Annotated in this window: 27 protein-coding genes; 3 read left to right on the top strand and 24 right to left on the bottom strand. The window is 27.7% G+C overall.

The window, feature by feature from the left end; translation table 11 throughout:
• Positions 1-58: 58 nt before the first annotated feature.
• From HSACCH_RS05375 to HSACCH_RS14280, 12 genes are all read right to left on the bottom strand, one after another.
• Entirely contained in the window at positions 59-736 is a 678-nt protein-coding gene (locus tag HSACCH_RS05375) for a class I SAM-dependent methyltransferase (protein ID WP_005488457.1), read from the bottom strand.
• 134 nt (positions 737-870) lie between these two features.
• Entirely contained in the window at positions 871-1368 is a 498-nt protein-coding gene (locus tag HSACCH_RS05370; protein ID WP_005488456.1) for a GNAT family N-acetyltransferase, read from the bottom strand.
• 274 nt (positions 1369-1642) lie between these two features.
• Positions 1643-2110 carry a peptide-methionine (S)-S-oxide reductase gene (locus HSACCH_RS05365; RefSeq protein ID WP_005488455.1) on the bottom strand — a complete coding sequence of 156 codons (468 nt, stop codon included), beginning with the start codon at positions 2108-2110 and terminating at the stop codon, positions 1643-1645.
• A gap of 11 nt (positions 2111-2121) precedes the next feature.
• Complete coding sequence (locus tag HSACCH_RS05360) at positions 2122-2643, bottom strand: flavin reductase family protein (RefSeq protein ID WP_005488454.1); 522 nt, start codon at positions 2641-2643, stop codon at positions 2122-2124.
• A 1-nt stretch (position 2644) separates the two neighbouring features.
• A complete protein-coding gene (locus HSACCH_RS05355) occupies positions 2645-3061 on the bottom strand; it encodes a pyridoxamine 5'-phosphate oxidase family protein (RefSeq protein WP_005488453.1) in 417 nt (138 codons plus the stop codon).
• A gap of 94 nt (positions 3062-3155) precedes the next feature.
• Positions 3156-4013, bottom strand: coding sequence for a UbiA family prenyltransferase (locus tag HSACCH_RS05350; RefSeq protein WP_005488451.1), 858 nt, complete (start codon positions 4011-4013; stop codon positions 3156-3158).
• 114 nt (positions 4014-4127) lie between these two features.
• The gene (locus tag HSACCH_RS05345; protein WP_005488449.1) at positions 4128-4673 is read right to left on the bottom strand and encodes a DUF924 family protein; all 546 of its coding nucleotides are present in this window, start codon (positions 4671-4673) and stop codon (positions 4128-4130) included.
• 44 nt (positions 4674-4717) lie between these two features.
• Positions 4718-5521 (bottom strand): MerR family transcriptional regulator, encoded by an 804-nt coding sequence (locus HSACCH_RS05340; protein WP_005488448.1) that lies wholly within the window; start codon positions 5519-5521, stop codon positions 4718-4720.
• A 473-nt stretch (positions 5522-5994) separates the two neighbouring features.
• Positions 5995-6927: an aldo/keto reductase gene (locus HSACCH_RS05335; RefSeq protein WP_005488445.1), complete on the bottom strand. Its 933-nt coding sequence runs from the start codon at positions 6925-6927 to the stop codon at positions 5995-5997.
• A gap of 398 nt (positions 6928-7325) precedes the next feature.
• On the bottom strand, positions 7326-7484 hold the full coding sequence (locus tag HSACCH_RS14290) for a zinc ribbon domain-containing protein (protein ID WP_407635729.1): 159 nt from the start codon (positions 7482-7484) through the stop codon (positions 7326-7328).
• Between the two features lie 8 nt (positions 7485-7492).
• Entirely contained in the window at positions 7493-7714 is a 222-nt protein-coding gene (locus HSACCH_RS14285; protein WP_005488444.1) for an IS200/IS605 family element transposase accessory protein TnpB, read from the bottom strand.
• Positions 7692-8267, bottom strand: coding sequence for a hypothetical protein (locus HSACCH_RS14280; protein ID WP_005488443.1), 576 nt, complete (start codon positions 8265-8267; stop codon positions 7692-7694). The genes HSACCH_RS14285 and HSACCH_RS14280 overlap by 23 nt, the downstream gene beginning before the upstream one ends.
• A gap of 51 nt (positions 8268-8318) precedes the next feature.
• On the opposite strand from HSACCH_RS14280, the gene HSACCH_RS14275 reads away from it, so the two are divergent.
• Positions 8319-8435 (top strand): transposase, encoded by a 117-nt coding sequence (locus HSACCH_RS14275; protein WP_084815744.1) that lies wholly within the window; start codon positions 8319-8321, stop codon positions 8433-8435.
• 133 nt (positions 8436-8568) lie between these two features.
• Here HSACCH_RS14275 and HSACCH_RS05325 read toward each other — a convergent pair whose 3' ends face one another.
• From HSACCH_RS05325 to HSACCH_RS13925, 5 genes are all read right to left on the bottom strand, one after another.
• A complete protein-coding gene (locus HSACCH_RS05325; protein WP_005488442.1) occupies positions 8569-9252 on the bottom strand; it encodes a cyclase family protein in 684 nt (227 codons plus the stop codon).
• Between the two features lie 196 nt (positions 9253-9448).
• On the bottom strand, positions 9449-9850 hold the full coding sequence (locus tag HSACCH_RS05320; protein WP_005488440.1) for a DUF1349 domain-containing protein: 402 nt from the start codon (positions 9848-9850) through the stop codon (positions 9449-9451).
• Positions 9851-9968: 118 nt separating this feature from the next.
• On the bottom strand, positions 9969-11222 hold the full coding sequence (locus tag HSACCH_RS05315) for an RNA-guided endonuclease InsQ/TnpB family protein (RefSeq protein WP_005488438.1): 1254 nt from the start codon (positions 11220-11222) through the stop codon (positions 9969-9971).
• A 7-nt stretch (positions 11223-11229) separates the two neighbouring features.
• Positions 11230-11469, bottom strand: a complete 240-nt coding sequence (locus HSACCH_RS05310) for a DUF1349 domain-containing protein (protein ID WP_005488436.1) — start codon at positions 11467-11469, stop codon at positions 11230-11232.
• A gap of 376 nt (positions 11470-11845) precedes the next feature.
• The gene (locus tag HSACCH_RS13925) at positions 11846-11989 is read right to left on the bottom strand and encodes a hypothetical protein (RefSeq protein ID WP_160162753.1); all 144 of its coding nucleotides are present in this window, start codon (positions 11987-11989) and stop codon (positions 11846-11848) included.
• A gap of 312 nt (positions 11990-12301) precedes the next feature.
• Here HSACCH_RS13925 and HSACCH_RS13860 point away from each other — a divergent pair, with 312 nt between their 5' ends.
• Together HSACCH_RS13860 and HSACCH_RS14020 are read left to right on the top strand one after the other, a co-directional pair.
• Entirely contained in the window at positions 12302-12439 is a 138-nt protein-coding gene (locus HSACCH_RS13860) for a hypothetical protein (protein ID WP_005488432.1), read from the top strand.
• Positions 12440-12534: 95 nt separating this feature from the next.
• Entirely contained in the window at positions 12535-12672 is a 138-nt protein-coding gene (locus HSACCH_RS14020) for a helix-turn-helix transcriptional regulator (protein ID WP_005488431.1), read from the top strand.
• Positions 12673-12952: 280 nt separating this feature from the next.
• Here HSACCH_RS14020 and HSACCH_RS05295 read toward each other — a convergent pair whose 3' ends face one another.
• The 7 genes from HSACCH_RS05295 to HSACCH_RS05260 all read right to left on the bottom strand — a co-directional run bounded on the left by HSACCH_RS05295 (position 12953) and on the right by HSACCH_RS05260 (position 23706).
• Positions 12953-13774 carry a hypothetical protein gene (locus tag HSACCH_RS05295; RefSeq protein WP_005488430.1) on the bottom strand — a complete coding sequence of 274 codons (822 nt, stop codon included), beginning with the start codon at positions 13772-13774 and terminating at the stop codon, positions 12953-12955.
• A 148-nt stretch (positions 13775-13922) separates the two neighbouring features.
• A complete protein-coding gene (locus HSACCH_RS05290; RefSeq protein WP_005488429.1) occupies positions 13923-15479 on the bottom strand; it encodes an ATP-dependent nuclease in 1557 nt (518 codons plus the stop codon).
• 168 nt (positions 15480-15647) lie between these two features.
• Positions 15648-16742: an RES domain-containing protein gene (locus HSACCH_RS05285; protein ID WP_005488428.1), complete on the bottom strand. Its 1095-nt coding sequence runs from the start codon at positions 16740-16742 to the stop codon at positions 15648-15650.
• 192 nt (positions 16743-16934) lie between these two features.
• Complete coding sequence (locus HSACCH_RS05280; protein ID WP_005488427.1) at positions 16935-19415, bottom strand: hypothetical protein; 2481 nt, start codon at positions 19413-19415, stop codon at positions 16935-16937.
• A gap of 221 nt (positions 19416-19636) precedes the next feature.
• On the bottom strand, positions 19637-21229 hold the full coding sequence (locus HSACCH_RS05270) for a hypothetical protein (RefSeq protein ID WP_005488425.1): 1593 nt from the start codon (positions 21227-21229) through the stop codon (positions 19637-19639).
• Between the two features lie 219 nt (positions 21230-21448).
• The gene (locus HSACCH_RS05265) at positions 21449-22504 is read right to left on the bottom strand and encodes a hypothetical protein (protein ID WP_005488423.1); all 1056 of its coding nucleotides are present in this window, start codon (positions 22502-22504) and stop codon (positions 21449-21451) included.
• Between the two features lie 365 nt (positions 22505-22869).
• Positions 22870-23706, bottom strand: coding sequence for a hypothetical protein (locus HSACCH_RS05260; protein ID WP_005488422.1), 837 nt, complete (start codon positions 23704-23706; stop codon positions 22870-22872).
• Between the last annotated feature and the right edge of the window lie 937 nt (positions 23707-24643).

The following is a 24643-nucleotide window of genomic DNA, read 5'->3' as shown; positions in this document are numbered from 1 at the left end:
TGTTTTGACTGATTATAGATCAGGCCATTTGATCTTGATAAGATTATAGATAATCATTTTAATTATTATTTTTTCTAAGTGTCACTAAAAATAATTTTCTGGGAAGTCCTCCTTCTTCAAACTCACTAATCTCATCTATCTCAAACCCTTTTGCTAAGTGTTCTACTTTATCCCTGCTAAAAAAGTGAACCACAAAGCCGCCAACTTTATACATATCCTCTCCACAGTGAATGCCTGTCCCGTAATCAGCATCATTTGTATTTCTAGCTGTATATATATTTAAACCATTTGGCTTTAATATTCGGTTTATTTCACTTGAAAGAAATTCCAATTCTGCAGTTGTAAAAGCCATGCAATACAACATGTGAGAATAACAAGCATCAAATTCTTGATCTGCAAAAGGAAGTGGATCTCTTAGATCATGACATTTTGCGGTAATGGAATCTGATAAATTCATTGCCTCTGTTTTTTCATTAATAGCTTCAACTCCAGTCTCACAATAATCTAAAACGTAAACTTCAAAGCCATTTTGAGCCAAGAAAATTGTATCTCTTCCCTGTCCTCCCCCTAATTCAAGAATCTTCTTTTTTCCTTCATTTTTGAATTTTTTTGCTGCAGCTTGGGCAGAATAACTTGCTTTTAGACCAAACATATCTTTTTTTCTACTAAAGGTATTTTCCCAGTGTTGAGATTGTTTATTTAAAACTTCTTTTTCTATTTTCTTTTCATTTTTCATTATTTTATTCCCCTTTTAGTATAGGATCAGTTTTTTAGGCTCTATGTTTATTATATTATAACACATAATAATGTGATCATCATTTTTATCAAAAATATAAAAACCCTTCCAGAGTGGAAGGGTAAAAATATAACTTATGAAGCTATTTTCATAAAATCATTATCTTTATTTTTAGCATATTCAGCTAAATCTAATTCCATATAATAGCGATCTACTCCTTCTCCATAAACATCATTTTCGTGTTTTTTCTTTTCAAATCCTAATTTATCTTTGTAAACATGAATAGCCGGCTCATTATCAGGATCAACTGTCAGACTTGCTTTAGAATAACCATCTTCAATTAATAATTCCATACCTGATTTAATAAGTTTAGTTCCTAATCCCTGATTTCTATAATCTTCTTCTATAGCTAAAGCATATAAATAAGCTGTATCTTCATCATCCCAATCATTCATAAGTTCTAAAAACCCAACTGGATCCTGATCATCAAATAGCACTATTAGTTTTCCGTGTTGAATCAAAGGAACTAACTCCCATTTTGATAAACCACATTCTCGAAAAGTTCTAGTTTCAAGTTCTACTAACTTATCAAGTAATTCTTGATCAAAATCTTCAATTATTCTAATCTCCATAGTTTTCTCCCCCTGGATTTGTTTTGTAAAATAGAAAAACTGCAATTCGAAACAATTCCTAAAATTGTATCAAATTCCAGTTTAAACAAATAAAATCAAACTTTGATCAAATTTATTATTTTTTTAAATACTGCAGAAAACTTAGGCTTGATCTTCTAATAAAGATTATAGGAAAAAACAAGCTTAATGTCAAGCATATGAGAGCTATTCTTATTTTAAAGCAATTATTAATCTGGTTAGGATAGATGATGTCATCATTTATTTATAAATAAAATTAGTATTTATTCAGTAATTTTTTAGGAATATGACAGTAATCATCCGGACATTTTTCCAATCTATCTTGATGTTCTTCAGCACTTTTTACATAATTAGTCAGCGGTAGTACTTCTACAACAATTCTGTCACAATCATTTCTTTTTCCAATATGTTCTTTTGCTTTTTTCAAATCATTTGGATTTTTGCTGTAGATACCTGTGCGATATTTTTTGCCAACATCACTACCCTGTTTATTTAAACTATAGGGGTTAATAATTTCAAAGAAATAATCTATCAATTGCTCCAAAGACACTATGTTTGGATCATATTTGGTTTTTACACATTCAGCATAACCATCGTAATCAACAGCAAGCGTTTTAGTTTTTCCATTTGCTCTGCCAGCTTCAGTCATTTTAACCCCAGGCAAAGTTTTAATGAAAGCCTGTACACCCCATAGACATCCTCCTGCAAAATATATTACTTTCATAATCGACTCCTTTATTTTTTATTAAATCGTGTAGCATATACTTTTCTCGGGAAATCCCCTTTTGCATATTCAATTTTTCTTTCTCCCTTGACTATATCTTCATCAGCTTTTGCTTCTATTACTTCACCTATAAACAGATTTTTATCTCCTGTTATTATTTTTTGTGTAACCTTACATTCCATATAAGCTATACATTCATCAATAATAGGGACCTTTACTTTTACAGCTGGTTTTTTAGTTAAAGCAGTTTCCTTAAATTTATCCACTTGATAGCCTGAGTGAAAACCACAATAATATATTTCTTTTTTAAGTTCTTTTGAAGGAACATTTACTATAAATTCTTTTGTGTCTTCGATTAATTTAGAAGAATAGAAGTCTTTGCCTATTGCACAAGCAATAAGTGGAGGCTCTTTTGCTACTGGCATACAAAAACTAACAGCAATTATATTTGATTTACCTTCAATATCTCCACAAGTTATCAGAAAGTGCCTCATTGGCCACATAAATTCCAAATAATCAACTTCAATTTTCATTTTACTCATCCTCTTTAATATATTTAACCTGATCCTGACTGTCTGAAATAATAATTTCTTCAATGCTAAAAACAATTAAACCTATATTATTACCTGAGATGAATTGAGGCATATTAATATTTTCCTTATGCATTTCTGTATATTTCTTTTCGTTTTTATCATCTATTGTCACAGCAGTTCCTAAAAGAGTTGCACTCTGTTTATTAGAACTTGAGGATATCAGCAAGGATATGTTTTTGTTTTTTTGAATATTAGAATATTTTCTGCTATTTTTTCTACTGCTTAAAATAATTTTATTTTCGTTTTCTAAATAGGTAAAATTCATTAGTGATAAGTAGGGTTTATTCTCCAAACAGGTAGCCATTGCACATAAATTTTCATTTTCTATCAATTCTATGATATCTTTTGGAATATTCATCTTTTCTCTCCTTGTTTTTTAAAAAATAAGATTTAAGTGTTTCTAGTTAGACTTTAAATTATTTTTATATTAAATCGCTTTAGTCCCTGTAAATCTATATAACAATCATACTTATAATAATTAAAAGAAATCCCAAAAGGCCACTAAGATATAATCTGCGAACATAAATCCGACCTTCTTTGATAGTTGAACTTTTAATGAGTTTTATCCCCCAAATTAAGATCATACTATTTGTTAAAGAAATAATAATTAAATAACTGATTCCAAATAAATTTAAAATTACTGGTATAAAACTTAAGATAATATAAATCATAAATAATAAGAATGAAATATTAAGGGCTTTTTGTCTCCCAATAAGTATTGCAATTGATTTTATATTTCTCTTTTTGTCTCCCTCAATATCCATTGCATCTGCTGCAATTTCTTCTCCAAGGTCAAAAACAAAAAGCATTAGACTAAAAATCAGAACAGCCTCATTCCAGGGATTACCAACTGCTATCGCTCCAAGAATAATAGTAACTGCAACTGAGGAACTAACAAATAAATTACCCAACAAACCTTTTTCTTTTAACTTCCAATTATATAGGAAACCAATAAACCAAAAAATTATATATAATAAAATAGCTGCTTTATTAATAAAAAAAGATATGACCAATCCAAGCAAGCTTATAATAATAGTAAAGACTATAGCAGTATTTGAAGAAACCAATCCTGAGGGTAGAGGTCTATTTGGTGCATTAATTTTATCCACTTCAATATCAAAAAAGTCATTTAAAATCATTGCCGATCCAGATAGTAAAAAACCCCACATAAAACCCAAAAATAATTCTGATAAAGAAGGTAATTTACCAAGTGTGATAATTTCTCCTATAATTACAGAGATTCCTGCAGCAAAAGGCAATTCTGGCCGTAATAATTCTATTAGTCCCTTTATTTTTTTATAATTAGGCATAGTATTCACCTTTTTGGTTTCTAGTTTCTTTTATTATACCATTACTTATTTAATAATTAAATTAGAATAGGCATCTATTTTCTGCCAAAAAACAATATCATTTCTTAAATACAGTTAAAAGGAAGAGCCTGGCTGAGAAAGGAATTCAATTTCTTCGGAAGTAGAACTGCGTCCGAGTATTTGATTGCGGTGTGGATATCTTCCAAATCGTTCTATTATTTTTTTGTGCTTGAATTCATAATCTAAGTATTCCTCCATACCCGGCTCATCGAAAAGTTTAACTGCTCTTTCGTGTATTTTGGAGGATTCACTGTGCATAAATGGCATATAGAAGAAACTGCGCTTAAAAGTTTCAACCTCAGTGTGGAAGTCTTTTCTAATAGCTTCCTGGGCCAGAACTAAAGCGGCAAGGTCATTTGCAAAGGCGCCAGGCTGTCCTCGATAAATGTTTCGCGAGAATTGATCCAGCACAATTATTTCTGCAAGGCTTCCTTCTGGAGTCGCTCGCCAAGATTCCAGTTCTCCCCTAACTGCAGCATCATGAATCTCACCGAAACGTTCAAAAATTTGGGCATCAAGCTCTTCAGATGAAATAAACCACTGTTTTGGACTTAATTCTTCAAACCAGAACTTTATTATTTCTCTACTTTTATTAGTCATTTTAATCTTAGCTCCTTTTGATTTTAGATATTATATTATAATTTCTAAAGAGGTACTTGTATTTCTGTTAACCAATCTGATACATTTTCTTTATTCCAAATGCCATCAATATATGATTCTCTTGGTTTATTACTAGCAATATAGTTATTATCTTCAATCCATTTAAAGAGATGAGCATATGCCTCCCCTATCTTATCATAAGAACCTTTGTGAAAGACACAAGCAGCATTATCAACTTTATTAATCTTTTTAAATTTAATCTCATCAGTTTCTTTCCCAAAACTAGTAACTGCCTCGCAAATCTCTACCTTAAAGTCTTTTTCTTTGTACTCTCCATCAAGATAAATTGTAAAACAATAGTTTGGCTTAGCACATTTTAAACCAGGATTTACTTCACTAATTTCTTTACCAATCTTAGGTACAGCCTCAAAATAATAATCATAATTAGGTATCATCATTCTTTTTGCATAAACAATAACCTCTGGTAATTCTTTTAATAAAACTTCATAACTCATCTTAAATCCCTCCCTATTTTTTTCAAGATAATGTGTGATTTGTGTTAATTGTTTTTTCTTTTCTTGAATATCATTTAGGATTTTTTCTTTCTTGTTCTCAAAAATAATATTATCATTTTCACCTTTAAGTAAATCTAGAATTTCATTAATGGAAAAGTCCATCTGCCTTAAAGCAATAATTTTGTGTATTATTGGTAATTGTTCAGAAGTATAATAACGGTATCCATTATCATCATTTACAAATGCTGGTTTCAATAATCCTACTCTGTCATAATATCTTAGTGTTTTAACAGTTATTCTGTTTATTTTAGAGAATTCTCCTATTTGATACATAAATACTAGCTCCTTTCACACATCTGTTCTTGTAAATATAAGTATAAATGCTCCACTAAGGGAAGGGTCAAGAAATAATAACCCAAAAGAATAATAAGTTCTGATAAATGATTTTGGTATAGAAAAATTAAACCTTTTATGAAAGTAAGCAATTTTGATAAATTGAAGATAAATCAAGATATAAATTTTCTTAAATTAGATCCTTATTGTACCATTTTTCTATTTCCTTTAAGATTATTATATCTTTATTAATTAAAGACATTAATAATATAATTCTTTTAATAGGAAAAAACACCTGCATCAACATCAAAAACATTATACACACATTGATGCTGTTGAAGTAGTCATGGGTGGAAATTGATGTTACAGTAGCAGTGATTACTTAGCATAATATTACATAAGCTCCCTAGGATTCCAATGTGACTGTGCCTTAAACAAAAAAAAGGGTCAGCGCTAGGCCAACCCTATCTTCCTTACCAAGGCAATAAATTATCCTCTATATTTTCACTATAGAGTTTCTCATACTCTTTAACCCTCTCTGAAGTTATATTATCAGATGCACTCAAATTTTCCTTTAACTGTTTCTCATTCCTAACACCCGGAATAACTGTCGAAACCTCGGGATAACTCAATATATATTCTAAAGCTTCTTGAACCATACTATTACTTTCACTCTTTATTTCCTTCACCCTCTCAACCAAATCTGCCCTTCTTTTAATAACCTGAGGTGACCAGCGTTCTCTTATACCTGAAAATTCACTATTGTGATCATATTTACCAGTTAACCAACCTGAATCTAAAGGAACTTTTACTATTAGCCCGACATCCTTTTCTTTAACTAAAGGGAAAGCATCTTTAGTATCTTGATGAAAAATATTAAAAAATATCTCCAAGATTTCTGAATCACTATTTTCTAAAACATATTTCATTTCTGTACTAGTATCAACAGATACACCATAACTTTTAATCTTACCAGACTGTTTCAATTCCTCTAAAATTTGATAATGATTCTGCTCCCCTCTCATAATTCCATGAGGTGGACTATGTAGCAATAGGGAGTCAAGGTAGTCTGTCTGAAGCTTTCTCAAACTGTTCTCGACCGAATTCTTGATTAAAGAAGGGCGATAATCTGTATGTCCATCAGCGAAATGGCCAAACTTAGTACTGATTATTACTTGCTCTCTTTTCCCCTTTAAAGCCTTACCTAAAAGTTCTTCACTCTTCCCACCTGCATAGTTTGGAGCAGTATCAAAAAAATTACATCCTAAATCTATAGCTTTATGAACAAGTTTGATCGCCTCTCTATCTGTGGCGCCTTTCCAATTCTTTGTATTACCCAACTGCCAGGCTCCAAAACCAACTTCTGATACCTTTAAACCGGTACTTCCCATTCTTCTTTTCTTCATTCATGATTCCCCCTTTTTTAAAATAGCCTAGTTATTTTTAGTGCTAACATCGATGTCCCTGGGATATTTGCTTGTACCTAATTCTGCCAGTAACTGGCGTAAATCTTGTGTTTTTTATTATCTGTTATTTTAATAATTCTTTAATAATATTTTTCATAAACTTAAGACCTTTTCTTATATATGAAGTATCATTAAAATTTCCAATTAAATAAGTATCTAATTCGGGATGATAGAACGTGAACCTCACCACCTAAATCATAGATTTTCATCAAAGATACTAGCTTCGCGTCGGATGGTGCTTCTAACTACTTCATATAGATTAAAACTCAACCTATAATACTAGGTTAGTTTACAAGATGTTTGGTTTTTAAGTCGCCACCTAAGTTATTAGGATACCCTTAATTTTGAAGGATTGGCCACATATCCATTATCTCTCGCCTGTTTAATAGGTCTGAGAATACATTTGTTTTTTCTAGATCTAGTGCACTACAGCCAGAGGTATAACTTTCATTAATTTTAACAACCTTGATACCATTTAATTTAGCTTTATATTCAATTAATTCTTTTAATCTCTGAATTGGTATTTGGACAAAAGACTTAAACTTGCTGCTTTGCTTAATATTTTTATATCTCCGATTACAATAGCAGACACCTTATTTTCAACTGCTAAATCAACTATTTCCCAACTTGCTTTATGGAGATAATCTCTAATATAATTTCTTCTCTTTAATCTTAGTCTTTTTATCTCGCTGGTATCTTTAATTTTACTGGTACCCAGCTGTTTCATTATCTACTGCCATCATGTTGGATTTCTTACTTTCTTTTGCTTCTTTAACTTTGTAGATAATTAAAAGATACCATTTTTTAGAGATGTGATCCTGCTTGATCTTTATCTGCTGAACAGCATCTAAATCTACAATGCTTTGAACTGCTTCAGGCAGCTCAAAATTAAGAGCCTTCACATTATATTTAGATTGTATCTTTTTAGATAAGGACAAAAGCAATTTATTATCTCTAATTCTAATAGCTAAGTTGGTAAATATTATTTCACAGGGGTTGCTGTTCAGATGTTTAAAATTTGGTGGTCCTGGCTGCCCTTTATATTTTTGAGGATTCTTTTTATAATCTTTGAGAGAAGCAAAAAAACTTTTCCAGTCCTGAGCTAATTGTTTTAATGCCTGCTGTCTATTATGATAATGAAGGTATTCATTATGCCAGTTATTTTTAAACTGTTTTTCTAATTGAGTATAGACAGGTTTTTGCTCTTTATTATTTTTTACTTTATAATTAACTGTATTATATAATTTAGAGCAATGCCAGGCTAATTCCCTAATTATCACTAACTGCTTATGGTTTAATTTAGGCTTAAATTTAAATGATAACCGCTATGTTTGTATGTAAAAGAAAAATGGAGGTTTAATTTTTGGTCTAGGAGCTACTATATTGTATCTACGGGTGATGCTACTATTGAGATAATCAAAAAATATATTGAAAATCAAAGTAAATAGCCAATTCATCTCAACCCAATGCATAGCTTGGATGGATTTTTCTTGGCAGTTTTAGATAAAGAAAATGGGACACTAAGAATAAGTGAGCTTAACAAGCATATTCTCTATATCACATATATTTTATTACCTATAATTACTCTAAAATTTCTGCAAAAGCTCTAATTGATAAAGCAGCAACATTTTTAGCTTTTAAAGGAACTGCAAAAAATCTAAATTTTTTCCCATATAATTCTTCTAATCCTGTTAAATTCTCTACTATAAAAATTTCATTCTTAAGTAATAAAGTATGAGCAGGACGTTTCATTTTCCTTGAACTATCAATATTTAATGTATCAACCCCAACAAGTCTTACTCCTCTATCAATTAAATATTCGATTAATTCTTCTGATATATATGGATATGAATGATATTTATCATCACCCCAATATTTATCCCATCCAAAATTAAATAAAACCGCTTTATCTTCTAACTCTAAATCATTTGGAATAATATCTGAATCTACTGATTCAAATTCATTTCTTCCTCGGACATCTATAACAACCCCCGCTAGAATTACCTCATTAATTTTAATTTCACTAATATCTCTACCATCTGGGTATCTATGATAAGGTGAATCAATATAAGTACCAATTGAAGTTTGAAATAAAATTTCTGTTATTTCAAAAGAAGCTTTTCCCTGATATTTAGGTTTTGATTCTTCATGAGTTAAAAATGGTTTTATATTTGCAGTATATTTAGTATAAGTACCATCTTCATTTTTCATCTTAAATCCTGGCATATTATTCTCAAAATAATGACTTAAATCAATAAATTTCAATGTTTATACCACCTTTTTTTATAATATTTTATTATCATCATACACTTCTTACTCTAAAACTATTTTTCTGTGATATATCTCCAACTTTAAAAAGAACTAAAAATTGTTACACGAGATACTTTCAAGAAAACATTTTCTGAACTTGTGCCATGTCAGATTATGAAAAGCTGAATGTTATGTGAAGTTACCAAAATAATTATTTATCTATCCCCCATTTGTTTTTGTCTATTATTATTTTATCTGCCTTACATTGAAAACTACTATCTTGAGGGCTACAAGCATAAATACCTACTTCTAACTCTTCTATTTCTTGGTGAAGGTGAGTTATTCTAATTTGTTTCCAATTTTCTCCACCCCTAGAATTCTCAATTAAAAAATCATTACCATTTTTACTAATTCGATACCACATTGATTTAATCTCCGAAGATATATCTGTTGTTGCCCAATCAGAATAACCTAAATTCGTAACAACTGATTCTAATCTACTTATATTTTCGTTTTCATATTCTGTAGAGACCTTAATCCAATTATCTTGATCTATTCTTACAATTAATCCACATTGATCGTGAACCTCACCACCTAAATTATAGATTTTCATCAAAGATACTAGCTTCGCGTCGGATGGTGCTTCTAACTACTTCATATAGATTAAACTTCAACCTATATTACTAGGTTAGTTTACAAGATGTTTGGTTTTTAAGTCGCCTCCTAAGTTATTAGGATACCCTTAATCTTGAAGGATTGGCCACATATCCATTATCTCTCGCCTGTTTAATAGGTCTGAGAATACATTTATTTTTTAGGTATTTGCGAAGAATGTTAAGACTGCCATTCTGATCTGCATTAATTAATAGACCTTGATTAGTTTTAAAGAGACCTCTTGTAATTCTTCTGGATTTATTATAGTTGCTTTTATTTATTTTTTCTAGATCTAGTGCACTACAGCCAGAGGTATAACTTTCATTAATTTTAACAACCTTGATACCATTTAATTTAGCTTTATATTCAATTAGTTCAACTAATCTCTGAATTGGTATTTGGACAAAAGACTTAAGCTTGCTGCTTTGCTTAATATTTTTTATATCTCCAATTACAATAGCAGACACCTTATTTCCAACTGCTAAATCAACTATTTTCCAACTTGCTTTATGGAGATAATCTCTAATATAATTTCTTCTCTTTAATCTGAGTCTTTTTATCTCGCTGGTATCTTTAATTTTGCTGGTACTCTGCTGTTTCATTCTGATACTCTGCAGTCTAGCAATTTTTTTATTGAAGTAAGCGTTTTTAGATTTAATAGTTTTACCATTGATAATATAACACTCAGAATTATTTTTAAATGTTAAGGTAGCTAAATTATCAAGCCCCAAATCTACTGCCATCATGTTGGATTTCTTACTTTCTTTTGCTTCTTTAACTTTGTAGATAATTAAAAGATACCATTTTTTAGAGATGTGATCCTGCTTGATCTTTATCTGCTGAACAGCATCTAAATCTATAATGCTTTGAACTGCTTCAGGCAGCTCAAAATTAAGAGCTTTCACATTATATTTAGATTGTATTCTTTTAGATAAGGACAAAAGCAATTTATCATTTCTAATTCTAATAGCTAAGTTGGTAAATATTATTTCGCAGGGGTTGCTGTTTAGATGTTTAAAATTTGGCGGTCCTGGCTGCCCTTTATATTTTTGAGGATTCTTATTATAATCTTTGAGAGAAGCAAAAAAACTTTTCCAGTCCTGAGCTAATTGTTTTAATGCCTGCTGTCTGTTATGAGAATGAAGGTATTCATTATGCCAGTTATTTTTAAACTGTTTTTCTAATTGAGTATAGACAGGTTTTTGCTCTTTATTATTTTTTACTTTATAATTAATTGTATTATATAATTTAGAGCAATGCCAGGCTAATTCCCTAATTATCACTAACTGCTTATGGTTTAATTTAGGCTTAAATTTAAATGATAACCGCATTGATTTTTCACCTCCTTTCTACTATAATTATACAATACATATGTTTGTATGTAAAAGAAAAATCTCCTCTAAGTTTAGTTAATAAACAGTGCCCATTATCTCTTTTAAAACCATAATGAGTTCTCTGCCAAAAATCAGTATCAGATTTAGTTTTAATTACTAATCCCTCATCACAATAATATTCTCTTGCTTCATTAAACCAATAAAACTCTTCTGAAATATTCTTATTAAAATTAATTATTTTCATTATCATCACCTTTTTTTTAAATTTAAAAACATTATCTGATGGCAGAATCTTATCTCCATATTCATAAGTTCTTTTATCTCTTTTAATGCTTTAATTCTATTTTTTCTCTCTGGTATCTGCATCAATCCATTAAATGAGAAAGATGATGAAATTATGCCAACTATTAGACCCTTTTATTAATTGAAAATTGACCCGGGTAAGAAAAAAATAATATTTTCAGTTAGCTCAATGTCATATAAAGTCCCGCAGATTCGAGACATCCACGTATCGCTCCAACTCATAATTAAAACTCACATCTGCACATCAGTAATCCCCGCTTTCATTCATCCTATCAAAATGGGATGTAGCTAATCTGCTGTTAGGCGAAGTTCTTTTTTTAGTTATCTAATATTATTTGAAGATTATTTCCTAAAATCATGTCTTTCTTATCATCTGATAAATTAAGTTTACAAACTCTTTCAATTAAGTTATCTTTTTCTTGAAATGAAAGTAACCTAATTAACTTATTAGTTTGATTCATAACATCTTTATTCTTGAAAATATTAGCTATTTTAGGTAGACCATACCCCTTCTCTTCATTTTTAATCACCCTATCTTGTGTGCATTCTTTCGTATAACGTTACTGCGATTTACTTTTTTCCGCCAGGAACTGGCAAAAAAATTATTTTTCAGCATCAATAATTATTTAAATTGTAAGTTTTGTGACAGAAGGTATGTCGCCAAACCCATGTTACATGATGCCGTAGCTTTATCTATTAATTTATTAATTATTAACTTACTTCATGTAAAAGAAAAAAAATCCTGCATTTATACAGCAATAAGTGAATAGATTATGTATAAGATTAAGTATTATGCAAAAAATAATAAATCTCCAGTAATTGAATTTATTAAAGAACAGCCAGCTAAAGCAAAGGCTAAAATTCTAAGAGAAATAGATATTGCTCTTAACAGACTTGACTCTATCAAGTGAGGTGAAACAAAAAGAAATTTATAGATCACAAAGATCTTAAGAATTAGCTTTTTGAATCTGAAAAAGTTAAAGAAGAATATGAAAAGCTGAATGTTATGTATGAAATAAAAAAACAAATAATTAGGTATAGAATAGAAAATGATTTAACTCAGAAAGAATTAGCAGATAGAATAGGAACTAAACAGTCTGCTATTTCCAGACTAGAAAATGATGATTATAATCCGAGTGTTTAATTTCTTGATAAAGTTGCTCACGCACTTGGTAAAAAACTTGAAATTAGATTTAATTAACAGTGCTGAAAGTTTTGCAGCACTATTTTTTTATGTGTCAAGTTTTTAGTTATTAAATTTTTTGCTACGGTTTCATATAACGTTACTTGGATTTACAATCGTGCCTGGTTCCGTCAGGAACTGGCGTAAAGCTTGCTTTTTCATATCCTTGATTAGTTAACCTGCAAGCTTTATGACAGAGGGCATGATGCCAATCACATGTTATATGACGTAATCGTTTAATTTAACCTTTATCATCATTAAATATTTTACTTTTTAAATCTTCGCAAAGATCAAAAGTATATTTGAAATTTTTATTATTCTTTCTTTGCTCTTCAGGTATTTGAATAATTCTTACTTTTTCGGAACAATGTAATTTTAATAACATTGCTGTAAAATCTTCACAATAAGAAAAAACATTATATAATGTAACATCCATATATTTTTCTAGTGTACAATTTTTATCAACAAGAATTTGTTTCTTTACTAATGGTTTATCATTTTTATCTAAGAAGAGTTCAAAGTTTGTTATTTCTAATTTTGAATGTTCAACTTCTCCTCTAAAATCATATAATTCCTTAAACCATTTGCTATCTTCTTCTAACATTTTTATGTATTCTTCTTTATCAACAAATACTTCTTGTAAATGCTTTAATAAATCTTTAGGTCCATCAAATTCTTGATCAAAAACACATTCTGCAATTTTAATTGTTTTTCTTAAAGCTATAACATTTCTTATTAAAAAATCTTCAAAATATTTATTTAGTTCGTATGAAGGATCATCATATTGTATAATATTATCCTGTATTTTAAAATTTTCATTATCAATAATTTCTTTAATGGTTTTATTTTGTTTTTCTAAATAATTGTTAAATAATTCTTGTGCTTTAATTAAATCTAAAGTACATTCATGAAGTAGCTCTTTTATTTTTTCAATTTTTTTATCAGATAAATTTATTAGATTTGTTTTAAATAGTTCAAAAAATTGAAAAGACAATCTATTTATAATTGGATTATCAGTTCCATGGTTTAAAACCTTAGTAAATTTAAAACCTTGACTTTTCATGTTAAACTCCTCCTAAATATTAACGATTATGTCATATAACGTTACTGGGATTTAAGAAGTTCATGAACTTAGCGCGACTGCGCTTAGTGAATGAATTTGTATGGAGCGCAGCGGAATCTTCAATCCCATGTTATCCGAAGTAACTATATTACATAAACTCTTTATAAAAATTATCAATTTTCATAAAAAATTCTTTAATTAATTCTAAATCATATTCTTCATTTAAACCACTCTTTATTATTGTTGCAAGATTTAATTTAGATAAATCTCTATTTTTTTCTAAATCAAATTTTTTAAATGCCTTTGAAAATTTTATTAAACCTGACTCTTCATGATATTCATTTTTTCGAGCTCTTAATAGATCCTCTTCATTCAGTGAACTATTATATAACTCATTTATACTATTTAATAAAAGGTCATTATTTATTAAATCTTCAATTTCACATTTATCATGTCCTTCTTTATCTAAAGAGATGACTTTTAATTTGTTAAAACGGTTATCGTCTTCAATTTTTTCTTTTGCATTATTTCCTTGTTGATCTTTATCTACTAAAATAACAGTTGGTAACCCCATTTGAGATATTAATTTTGAAAAATAATGCAAGTTTGGTGCTCCTTGAGCACTCAATAAATTAATATCTTCTTCGCCAAAACTAATTAAGTCCTTATCATGTAATATCTTTATTATTTTTGGAAAAATAATTTTTTCAGTAGGTCCCTCTACAAGCAAATTGAACTCTCCGACAAATAAAGAATCATTAATACCTAATCCTAAATCTTTTCTTATATTAAACCAATTATTTCTATAACTTTCTTTTAAGACCTTCGTATGCATATTATTGTTTCTTTTTACATGATGCACAGATTCGTAATTAAATTTATCTATAAAAACAGGAGAATGTGTTGTCAAAAAAATCTGTACAGAATACGCTTCAGAAATTTCTCTTATCCTTTTGAAAAGTCTTTTTTGTAAAGAAGTATGTAAATTAGATTCAGGTTCTTCAATACCCAAAATAATATTTTTAGGTTTTTTTAACAAATTAAAAGAAAAAACTACCCCTAAATAAACTAATTGCTGTAGACCAGAACTTTTATTAGATAACAAATTACTGTTTCCATAGCTATCAATTACATCTATGCTATAAGAACTATCGTTATTCAAATTAATTGAAATATTAATATTAGTGTTTAAAATATATTGCAAAAACTGGGAAGCATTAGTTTCAATTTTTCTTCTTTCATTCGCATTATTTATAGAATATAGTTCTTGCAAATCATTTGAATTAAAATTCATTTCATTTAAATCACCAAAATAAATATATTTTGGATTATTTTTAAAAAAACTATCTTTAGACATGTTTTTATATTTTCCTTTTAATTTAATCATATATTTCCTATTATTTTCATTTAAATTAATTTTTAAAGTAATCTCACTTCTGTTACTACCAAACATATCAGAAGCATCAGCAAAAACTACTTCCATATATATGTTGTCTCGATTATTTAAAAATGAATCAAAAGAATTGGCAATCTCATCTTCTTTTAATGTGCCTTGCCGAGTAAAAAATATATCAAGTGCTTTTAAAATATTACTTTTCCCTACATTATTTTTTCCAACTAATATATTTAAACCTTCTTGTATCTCTTCAAATTTAAAATCTACTAAAGTTTTATAACCTGATATAGCTATTTTTTTAATATACATATTTAAACTCCTTTCTCGAATATAGTTATTTCGGATAACGTTCTTGGGATTTAAGAAGTTTATGAGGCTTAGGGCGACTGCCCTTGCCGAATAAATTTGCATGGAGCGCAGCGGAATCTTCAATCCCATGTTATCCGAAGTCTAATTTTATAAACACTATATTAAGAACTAATTTTTATATTCATGAAACTTATAATCAATATTTTCAACTTCAAACAGGTTACTATTTTTTTGAGTAACAACTTTTTCATTAAATAAAACTATATTATTACCTGGTCCCATAGCACTTTTGAATTTTATACCATCATAATTTTTCATCTTAATATATTCAGTAATAAATTGAGTCGGAATATACTCTATATCAGATTTATTTGGATTTATTGGTTTTGCTAATTTATAACTTAAATTTTTTATAAAATATCTTTTCTCTATTTCTCTTTTTAGATTATCTTGAAATTCAAAAGGAGATTTTATATTATCAATATCAGTTAGATCTACAATTTTCAACTGTTGATTTGTCAAAAAACTTGCAATTGAAACTTTTGCTTTTTTCCAAGGTCTTACTTCAGATAAAGCTGTCTTTTTATCAGATGCTAAATATAAAAATGGTATCCCAGATGGATTAGCCCTGCCAGCACTTGCTTTATTTCTCGGAGGAACCCCCATTTCTTTATACGGAACATATTTTTGATTTATTTTATTATTTTTCTCTTTTTTACTTCCGATTCTTGCTCTATAGATTTTACAACCTTCTGATAATATAGTTTTTGCGATCTCTATAGATTCATTTAATAAATCAAAAAATTGTTGTTCATTATTAGTAGATTGATTTATTATAAATCTTGTATGATATTTTAGTTTTTCTGATAAAATACTCCAATAACCTACTCCAGAATTTATGAGAAAATCATATTTAAAATCTATCCATAATTCAGAAGAACTATAAAAATTTTCATTACCTTTATCATTTCTTATTTTATCTAAAAGACTATTTTGATTATTTTTAGTTAAATTATTATTAAATATATTCCATTCATATTGAATTAATTCTGCTAATGATCCGCTGAAATTCCTTTCTGTATAATTTATTTCTTTATAAGGAGTATATAAATCAATTAAATTTACAAATAAATCTTGTAATTCTAATGGATTTATACAAGCAACATTTTTTGCACCACAAAAATCACAATTATTTTTACTACCATTTTGTTTAATATAACCTACTATTTTTTTATCACTAAAACATACCTCACAACAATACATATTAAATTTCTCCTTTAAAAAGATCTTTAAATTAGATTTCGGATAACGTCCCTGGGATTTGCGCTCGTGCCTGGTTCCGCCAGGAACTGGCGTAAAGCTTGCTTTTTCGTATTCGTGATTGGTTAACCTGCAAGCTTTATGACAGAAGGCATGACGCCAATCCCATGTTATCTGACGTGCGTCATAAAATGTCTAATTCATTTTAATAATAAAACCGTTATTTTTTTCGTCAGAAATAAATAGTTTATATTCTAATTTTATTAATCTATTCATCTTACATAAATATTCTTTTAATTCTTCTTCAGATAAATAAACTTTAACATCATTCATAGTCGCTATTTTAAATAAACCATCTTCTTTATCAATATTATCTTTATTTATCATTTCTTCTTTAATATTTAATAATTGTATATTAAAATCACCTAAATAAAAATTAAATTTACTGCTATTTATATAAAAATTGTAATTATATTTATTTTCATATCTTTTTATGTTTTTTGTTAACCGATAATATTCACCTTCAAAATTTGATTTTCTAAATATAAAACTTAATAAAAAATCGCTTTCAAAAGCAACATCTATATTAGATTCTAATTCTTTTAATTTGGTTATTATAGATTTTAAACCCGAATCAGTTCTTGCATCTATAAGAATCACATCAAATATATTAATTAACTTTTTCTTAATAGTTTGTAACACCAAATCTTTACAACTTCCTTTCAATTGTTTTAGAGAATACTCTTCTTCTAAAGATTGAGTAGGAACTGTAATATTATGAGAAAAAGTTTTTGATTTACTTTTTACATTTTTATCTGATAAATTTAAATAAGATATACTATTAAGTAAATTTAATTCTTCTTTTTGAAAAACATTAAAATTATTATTTATCTTATTTATATTATAAGATAAATCTAAAACTCTATTAAGATGTTTTTCTTTATATGTTTTATTGAATAATTGATAAAATTCTTTGATCTTATCTTGTTGTTTTTCTGTTTTATATAATTCTAAAAAATTATTGTAATTTGATTTTATATTTTCTTTCAATTCACCTTCATTATCAAAAAAACTATCCAATATAGAAAATAGTTCATCTTCACTTAAATTATTATTTATATCTTTTTCCAAATAGACATTGCCATAAGTAAAAACATAAAAAACAAAAAATTCTTTAATAACAAAAGGCATTTTCATAATATGAGCTTCTCCAGAAAAATTTATAGTCGGTGTTTCTTCCCATTTAAGTTGATTTAATAATAAATCTCTTACTTTCTCATAATATTTAAAAATATTTTCGTTTAATATTATTTCCTTTGGGAATACAACATTTTTACTAAAATGACTTGTAAAATCTATAATTTCAATTCCTTCAACTACTTTTTTTAAGTTGTTTCTAAATCCATTATGTATTTCTTCATTTTTATAAATAATATAATAAAAATATATAGAAAGAGTTAATATTATAATATTACTCTCTTTTTCCTTACTAACACTCATATTTAAAACATAATTTATACCTCTTGCAAACATTTTTATATCTTCAAAGTCTAACAGAGTTTTTAATATTTCTAATGCTGTCAGCATATTTTCATTTTTATTTATTAAAATATTTCTTTCTAATAATCTATAAAATATATTATACTTTTCTTTGAAATTTAATTTACTGTTCTGAGTTATTATATAACTATATCTTGAGAATAAATCCTTATCCAATGATCCATAATTTAATCTTTTTACAGGATTTTTATAAAAATAATTTATTAAATCAATTGGTTTTATCTTTTTTAATTGGACTCTATCATAATATCTTAATTTTTCCATCCAACTTTGAACCTCTATATATAAATCTAATTTGAATTTAGGTTCTTCTAATTCGAAAAATTTATTATAACTTTCTAAAATAAACTCCTTTGCTTCAGTAATATAATCATTTTTTATTAAAGTATTTACATTATCTTTTAATAATTCATGTAAAACTTTTGTAATTTCCTTATTGCTTGATGAAGCGTTTTTGTCTGATATAAAAAATAATTTTCTAATAAAATTCAATTCATTAATAGCTTTAATCACATTACCTCGTTTTATATTTTCCTCAAAATCTTGATTTAAATTAATAATATTACTACTTAGTGTTTCTTTTTCTTCAGATAAACATTCTTTTAATTCTTTTTTTATAATCTCTTTTATTTCAGATTCTAATTTATCTGGTTTTATTATATATTTAAATGTTTTTCTAGTAAGAGTACTTACAAATAATATTGTGAATCCAAATACCAAAAAAACTGACAAATATTTTTCTTCTAAAACAAACCAACCATTTAATAAAATAAGAATTAAAGAATAAATTAAACTTTCCCAATATCTGATTTTAAATACAGTTACAGTATTTAAAAATTTAAATGAATTCATACCTAAAACTTTTATATCTAACTTTGAAAGAATAAAAGGAATCAATGTAAAAGTTAATATAGAAATAGTAGTTTGTATCCCCCATAAACTTAATAAAAAACTCTGATAAAAGTTGTTTCCTGATAAATATACACTTCTTATAAACCCAAATTCAATAATAAATTTTTCCATAAAACCACTTAATATTAGAATGATTAATGCAAAAATTAAATAACATGAGAATATTTTTAGTTTCTCATTAAATTTTTCAAATTTATTATCCATATAAAAACTCCTTTCTCTATATAAACAAAGCATGTCAGATAACGTCCTGCAGGTTTACGAAGTTCATGAGGTTTAGGGCGACTGCCCTTGCCGAATGAATTTGGGTGTAGCGAAGCGAAACCGTAAACCTTGCTGTTAAGCGACGTGATATCGGATGCCTTCAAAATAATATGTACAAAGCCCCCTAAAACTATCTTGTTTTACTCATGTAAACACAAAATTTATTTACTCGGCTTTTTTAATGATATATTTTGAGAACCACAAACTGTACATGAATTAATTTCTTTTATTCCTCCCGCAACAATATCAAAATCTCTGTTTAAACAATTATTACAAAATAAATAAGGCTTTGTATAAATTGCTTTTCTCTTATTTTCAACCATCTTTCTAATAAACGGCTTAACTGGATTTTCACCTAGAATAAAATCAGGTTGAATAAATAGTGATGTTTTTAACTTTAGAAAACTAGGGTTTTTTGTATCTATTTCCTTATAATCATAATCATCATACATAAATAAAACATATCTGCGTTCACGTTCATATGCCCATTTTTTATCTTTAACTGATAATATCCAATATTGTAGAATCTCTTCTAAAAAACTATTCTTATCAACATCACTTATATCAAAACAGTCAATTACATCACAGAGAAACTTAATTTCTTTTTTTGCTTCTTCTCTATCATAGATTACATCAAAGGCAATAACTTGAGAAAATGCTGGAGATTTTGTATCATCTTTTTTATATCGATACATTATCGGAGATAGCACTTCTACCATCCGATCATCTTTATACCCATATATACACGCCCCATATTCTTTTTTCATAATTGAATCATTCAATGTCTTAGAAAATGATGAAACATAATATTCTCTTTTAGATTCAAAATTAATATTATTTGCCCATGAATGGTTAATCCACTCAGCTTCTTCAAACAATTCAGGAACAACTCTTTGTTCCCTCTCATCATTTAAATTTTCAATTTTTGACATCCATATTTCATGATTATCAATACTTTTTTTAGCCACTTCAGAACTGATGTACTTGCAAATATAATCTTTATTGTAGTCATTACGTGATTTCAAGATATAATTACTTATACTTGTCATAAGTACCCCTTTTAATGGACTTACTACTGGAGAATCTCCATTGAGTTTGCTAAGCTTTGCTGCTAAGTTAAATAACTTGTAAATTTCATTACGAGAAAAAGCCCAAATTTTATTTCTTTTTATACACCTGAAATAGCTTATATCATTAAGTAGTGAAATGTAGGATTTTGTAATCATTTCAATATTTTTTTCGAATATATTTTCCGGGTCATTCTCTTTTGAGAATTCTATAAATTCTTCTACAACTTCAACCAGATTTTCAGTATAAGAACCATTTTTTTCAACATTAAATTGTTGATATGTGATATGATATAGCTTTAATGAATGAAATAATCCTTTGAATTCTTCTATTTCTAGTGATATGTCTCCTTCTGAAACCAATGATGCCATTTTTTGCATTCTTGTTTTATGACCTACTAGCTCATATAAATATGTTTTTAACGCACTGAGATTTAAAAACATAGCTTCAAAAAAAAGTGTATTTATTAGAGCTACTTCATAATCAGTAGTTCGAACAAGTCCCAACATTGAGCTTTGATTTAAATCATAATCGCTAATTAATGATAACAAGACTTCCTTATTTTTATAACACGACTCCTCTTTAAAACTAGTTAACTGAGTATAAATGTTATCTAATTGACACTCAATAGCATTTGCAGGCCATTCATTTGGCTTATTATCCATATCAAAGTTATCTATCTCCATATATGCCTCCTTAAAAAAATTTGATTCTACGATTGTCATTAAAAATACTTAATTTCTCTATAAATACCGGACCAAACAGAAAGATATCATGTTGCTTAACGTTACTGGGATTTGCGCTCGTGCCTAGTTCCGTCAGGAACTGGCGTAAAGCTTGATTTAATATTTCTTGCTGCATAATATTGCAAGCTTTATGACAGAAGGCATGACGCCAATCCCATGTTATGTGACGTCGAATTTATACTTGCTAAGTATTCTCTCAAATATTTTTATTATTGATTCGAAATCTTTAAATATTTCTTTTTCAGTCTGGTTACATAGATAATCACATAATTTCATTTTATCTAACTGTTCTATTCTTTTCCTTTCGCCATACTCACTCAAATATTCTTTTTCTGAATAAAATTCTTCACTTATTAAATGATTTTCAAATAAGTTTTCAATCCCTTTAGTTATTTTTCGGTTTTCAATAAATGGGACTTTCCTAACATATAAATTCTTAAAATTTTCTTTAGGTTTGTTAGTATCTGAATCATATAATAAAATTATTTTATTATTTATTAACTCAGGGTTAGCGGATAACACATTTTTTAATGAGTCTAATCCTCTTTTTCCAGTATTAAAAGTTCTTCCATTACTTTTTAGTTTTCCAACCCATTTTATTTCAATATATTTTAATAAATCAGGTTTTAGAAGTTTTAATGCTTTATTTATATATTTTTCATCTGTTTCTCCTTCAACAAAAACAATTAGTTTTTGTTTGTTTTTAATAAAAGACTTAACTTTATTTGTAAATTGCTTTTCTCCCATATAACTTTTAATATTTCTATATTCTTCATTTATTAGATCATTTTTATTATTTATATAATGCATAATTATACACCAAACCGAAGGGCTTTCAGCATATAAATAAAATGGAGCTCCTTTATATGTAATGCTTTCTTTTGTTTCATCAAGAATTTCAAGTAAAATATAAAAAATATTTAAATTTGAAGCTTTTATTATTAGATCCACATTCAAATTATCACTCTTAGCAAGAAAAAAATCTGAGCCAATATAAAATTCATTCAATTTTTTAGGATTCTTCTTTAAATAATTGAATAAAAATTGAGGGTCTTTATTTTTAAATCCAATAATCATTGACTTTTCATCATTTGAAACAATAAAATCAGTGTTTGGAACATCAACATTTTTAGGAGCTTTATTAATAATATTGTCAAATCCTAATAATGAAAGATAACCGTTTTTTGCTTTTAAAAACATTTCTTTTTTATTCAAAATATACCCCCTAGAACTTTTTCGATGTCACATAACGTCTCTGGGATTTGCGCTCGTGCCTGATTCCGTTAGGAACTGGCGTAAAGCTTGCTTTTTCATATACGTAATTGGTTAACCTGCAAGCTTTATGACAGAAGGCATGACGCCAATCCCATGTTATACGCTGTTCCCCGTAGGATTTCAGTTTTTGTTTAACACTCAATATATGATTTTAAAATTAATTTTGATTAAATTTTTATTATTCCAGTTTTTTATTAAAACATAACTCAAAATCGGTGTTTGTCAAAAAATTTAATCACATTAAATAAACTAATTTTTACCTTTATATCTTATTTATTTTAAATTGAAATATCTGATAAAAATATTTATTTAGGTTCAGGCCACTTTGGATTTTTATTTTTTTCTTCTTCTGAAACAAGCCAACCTTCTTTAACCAAAGTTTCACCTGCATAGCTGATAAATATATATTCTTCTTTTGTAAATCCATCATCATACATTTCTTTAAAAAGTTGATCTAAACAAAGAGCGCCTTGAATCATCAAAGCTAAATGTAATCCATACAACCTTCTTGCTAATTTTTTATCAAAAACTGGAGTAATACTAGTAGGATTAATTTTATTACCAGTTTGAAAATCAACTTGATAGAAATCATTTAATATTTTTTGCTTACCTGTATGAGCAATATCATTTATATCTCCATATAATTCATTTAAACCAAATTCTAAATGAGATACATTCGGGGTAATACCATCTTCTCTTTTATCTTTCCAAATTTCTTCAAAAGCTGATATAATCTCCATTTCTTGTTTTAATAAAGCTGTAGCTTGAACATAAGTACTCTCAGTAATTGTTACTTCACATATATCTATACTTTGCAAAAAAGAAGATAATAAAGATAAAGAATTAGTTATTTTTTCATTAGTTTTTCCTGGTTTTGAATTGTAGCGCTTTATTAAACTATTAATTGCTCCTAAACAGACCATATGTCCATATGCCATTTTTCCATATACTTGTTTAGTTTTCTCTCTATTTTTATTACGATGTTTTTGTTGAACTGAAAAAAAATCAATAGTATTTCTAAAAAGTTCTTTTGTTTTATCTAATGCTTCTTCATTCTCCAAATTAATTTCTTCTAGATCAATATTTTCTATTAAAGATTTAAATTTTTCCTCATTATCATCTTTACTTTTATCAATTCCCATATATATTTCCTCCTTTTGAATTGTAAATTTTTATCTTCCAGAATTAAAAGTTTAGCTAGGGGAATTGCGTATAACGTTACTGGGATTTGCGCTCGTGCCTGATTCCGTCAGGAACTGGCGGAAAGCTTGCCTTCCAAATTTCTTGCAGCTATTATTGCAAGCTTTGTGACAGAAGGCATGACGCCAATCCCATGTTATACGACTGTTAAACGACAGCTCTTTTAATTTTTTCTTTTTTATTATTTTGATTTTCTGAATAAATATAGTCATTAACTCTTAAACATACTCATTTAAAGCTCTAATGAGTATGTTTAATTGAATTAATTGTTCTTTTATCACTAAATTATTAGATCTTCACGAAGTTAAGTTCATAATATTTTTACCAACTTTAAAGGATTGCAATTAATATTCCTGTAAATTGCAAACTAAAATTCCCTATTATTGCAGAATAAAAATCTATTAATTTAGTTTTACTTGCAGAAATCGATTTATTATTAATATACTTCATGTAAAAGAAAAAAATACCTGCATAGTAACAGGTTTAATCATTATTTCTCTTTTTTGATTTTCTAAAGGGCATCTTGTCAATCCATCTCGAAACTTCTAAGCAATAAAGACACTTGACCCAGCCTAATGTCACAACTGTGACTGTTAGGCGTAAAAATCTTTACTTCTCTATTATTTATTATTGCTGTTATACTTCTCATTGATACTTAAAATTCTAGATCTTCCCGAAACTTACTTCATATAGATTTACAAAACTTTATGATGGACAATAAGGCTTTTATATTTGTAAGTTTATTAAAAACTTAACATTTAAAATATTAATCAAAAACTATTTTAATTAAGATCTCTCTTCTTTTAATTAAACTTAATATTATCTGCTGCAGTGCTTCTCATTGATATATTGAATTTGCTATCTTCATGAAACTTATTT

This window comes from Halanaerobium saccharolyticum subsp. saccharolyticum DSM 6643 (genome assembly GCF_000350165.1).
Classification (GTDB): Bacteria; Bacillota; Halanaerobiia; order Halanaerobiales; family Halanaerobiaceae; genus Halanaerobium; species Halanaerobium saccharolyticum.
Note: the sequence above shows the minus strand (reverse complement) of the source record. Positions and strands in the feature narration are given on the sequence as shown.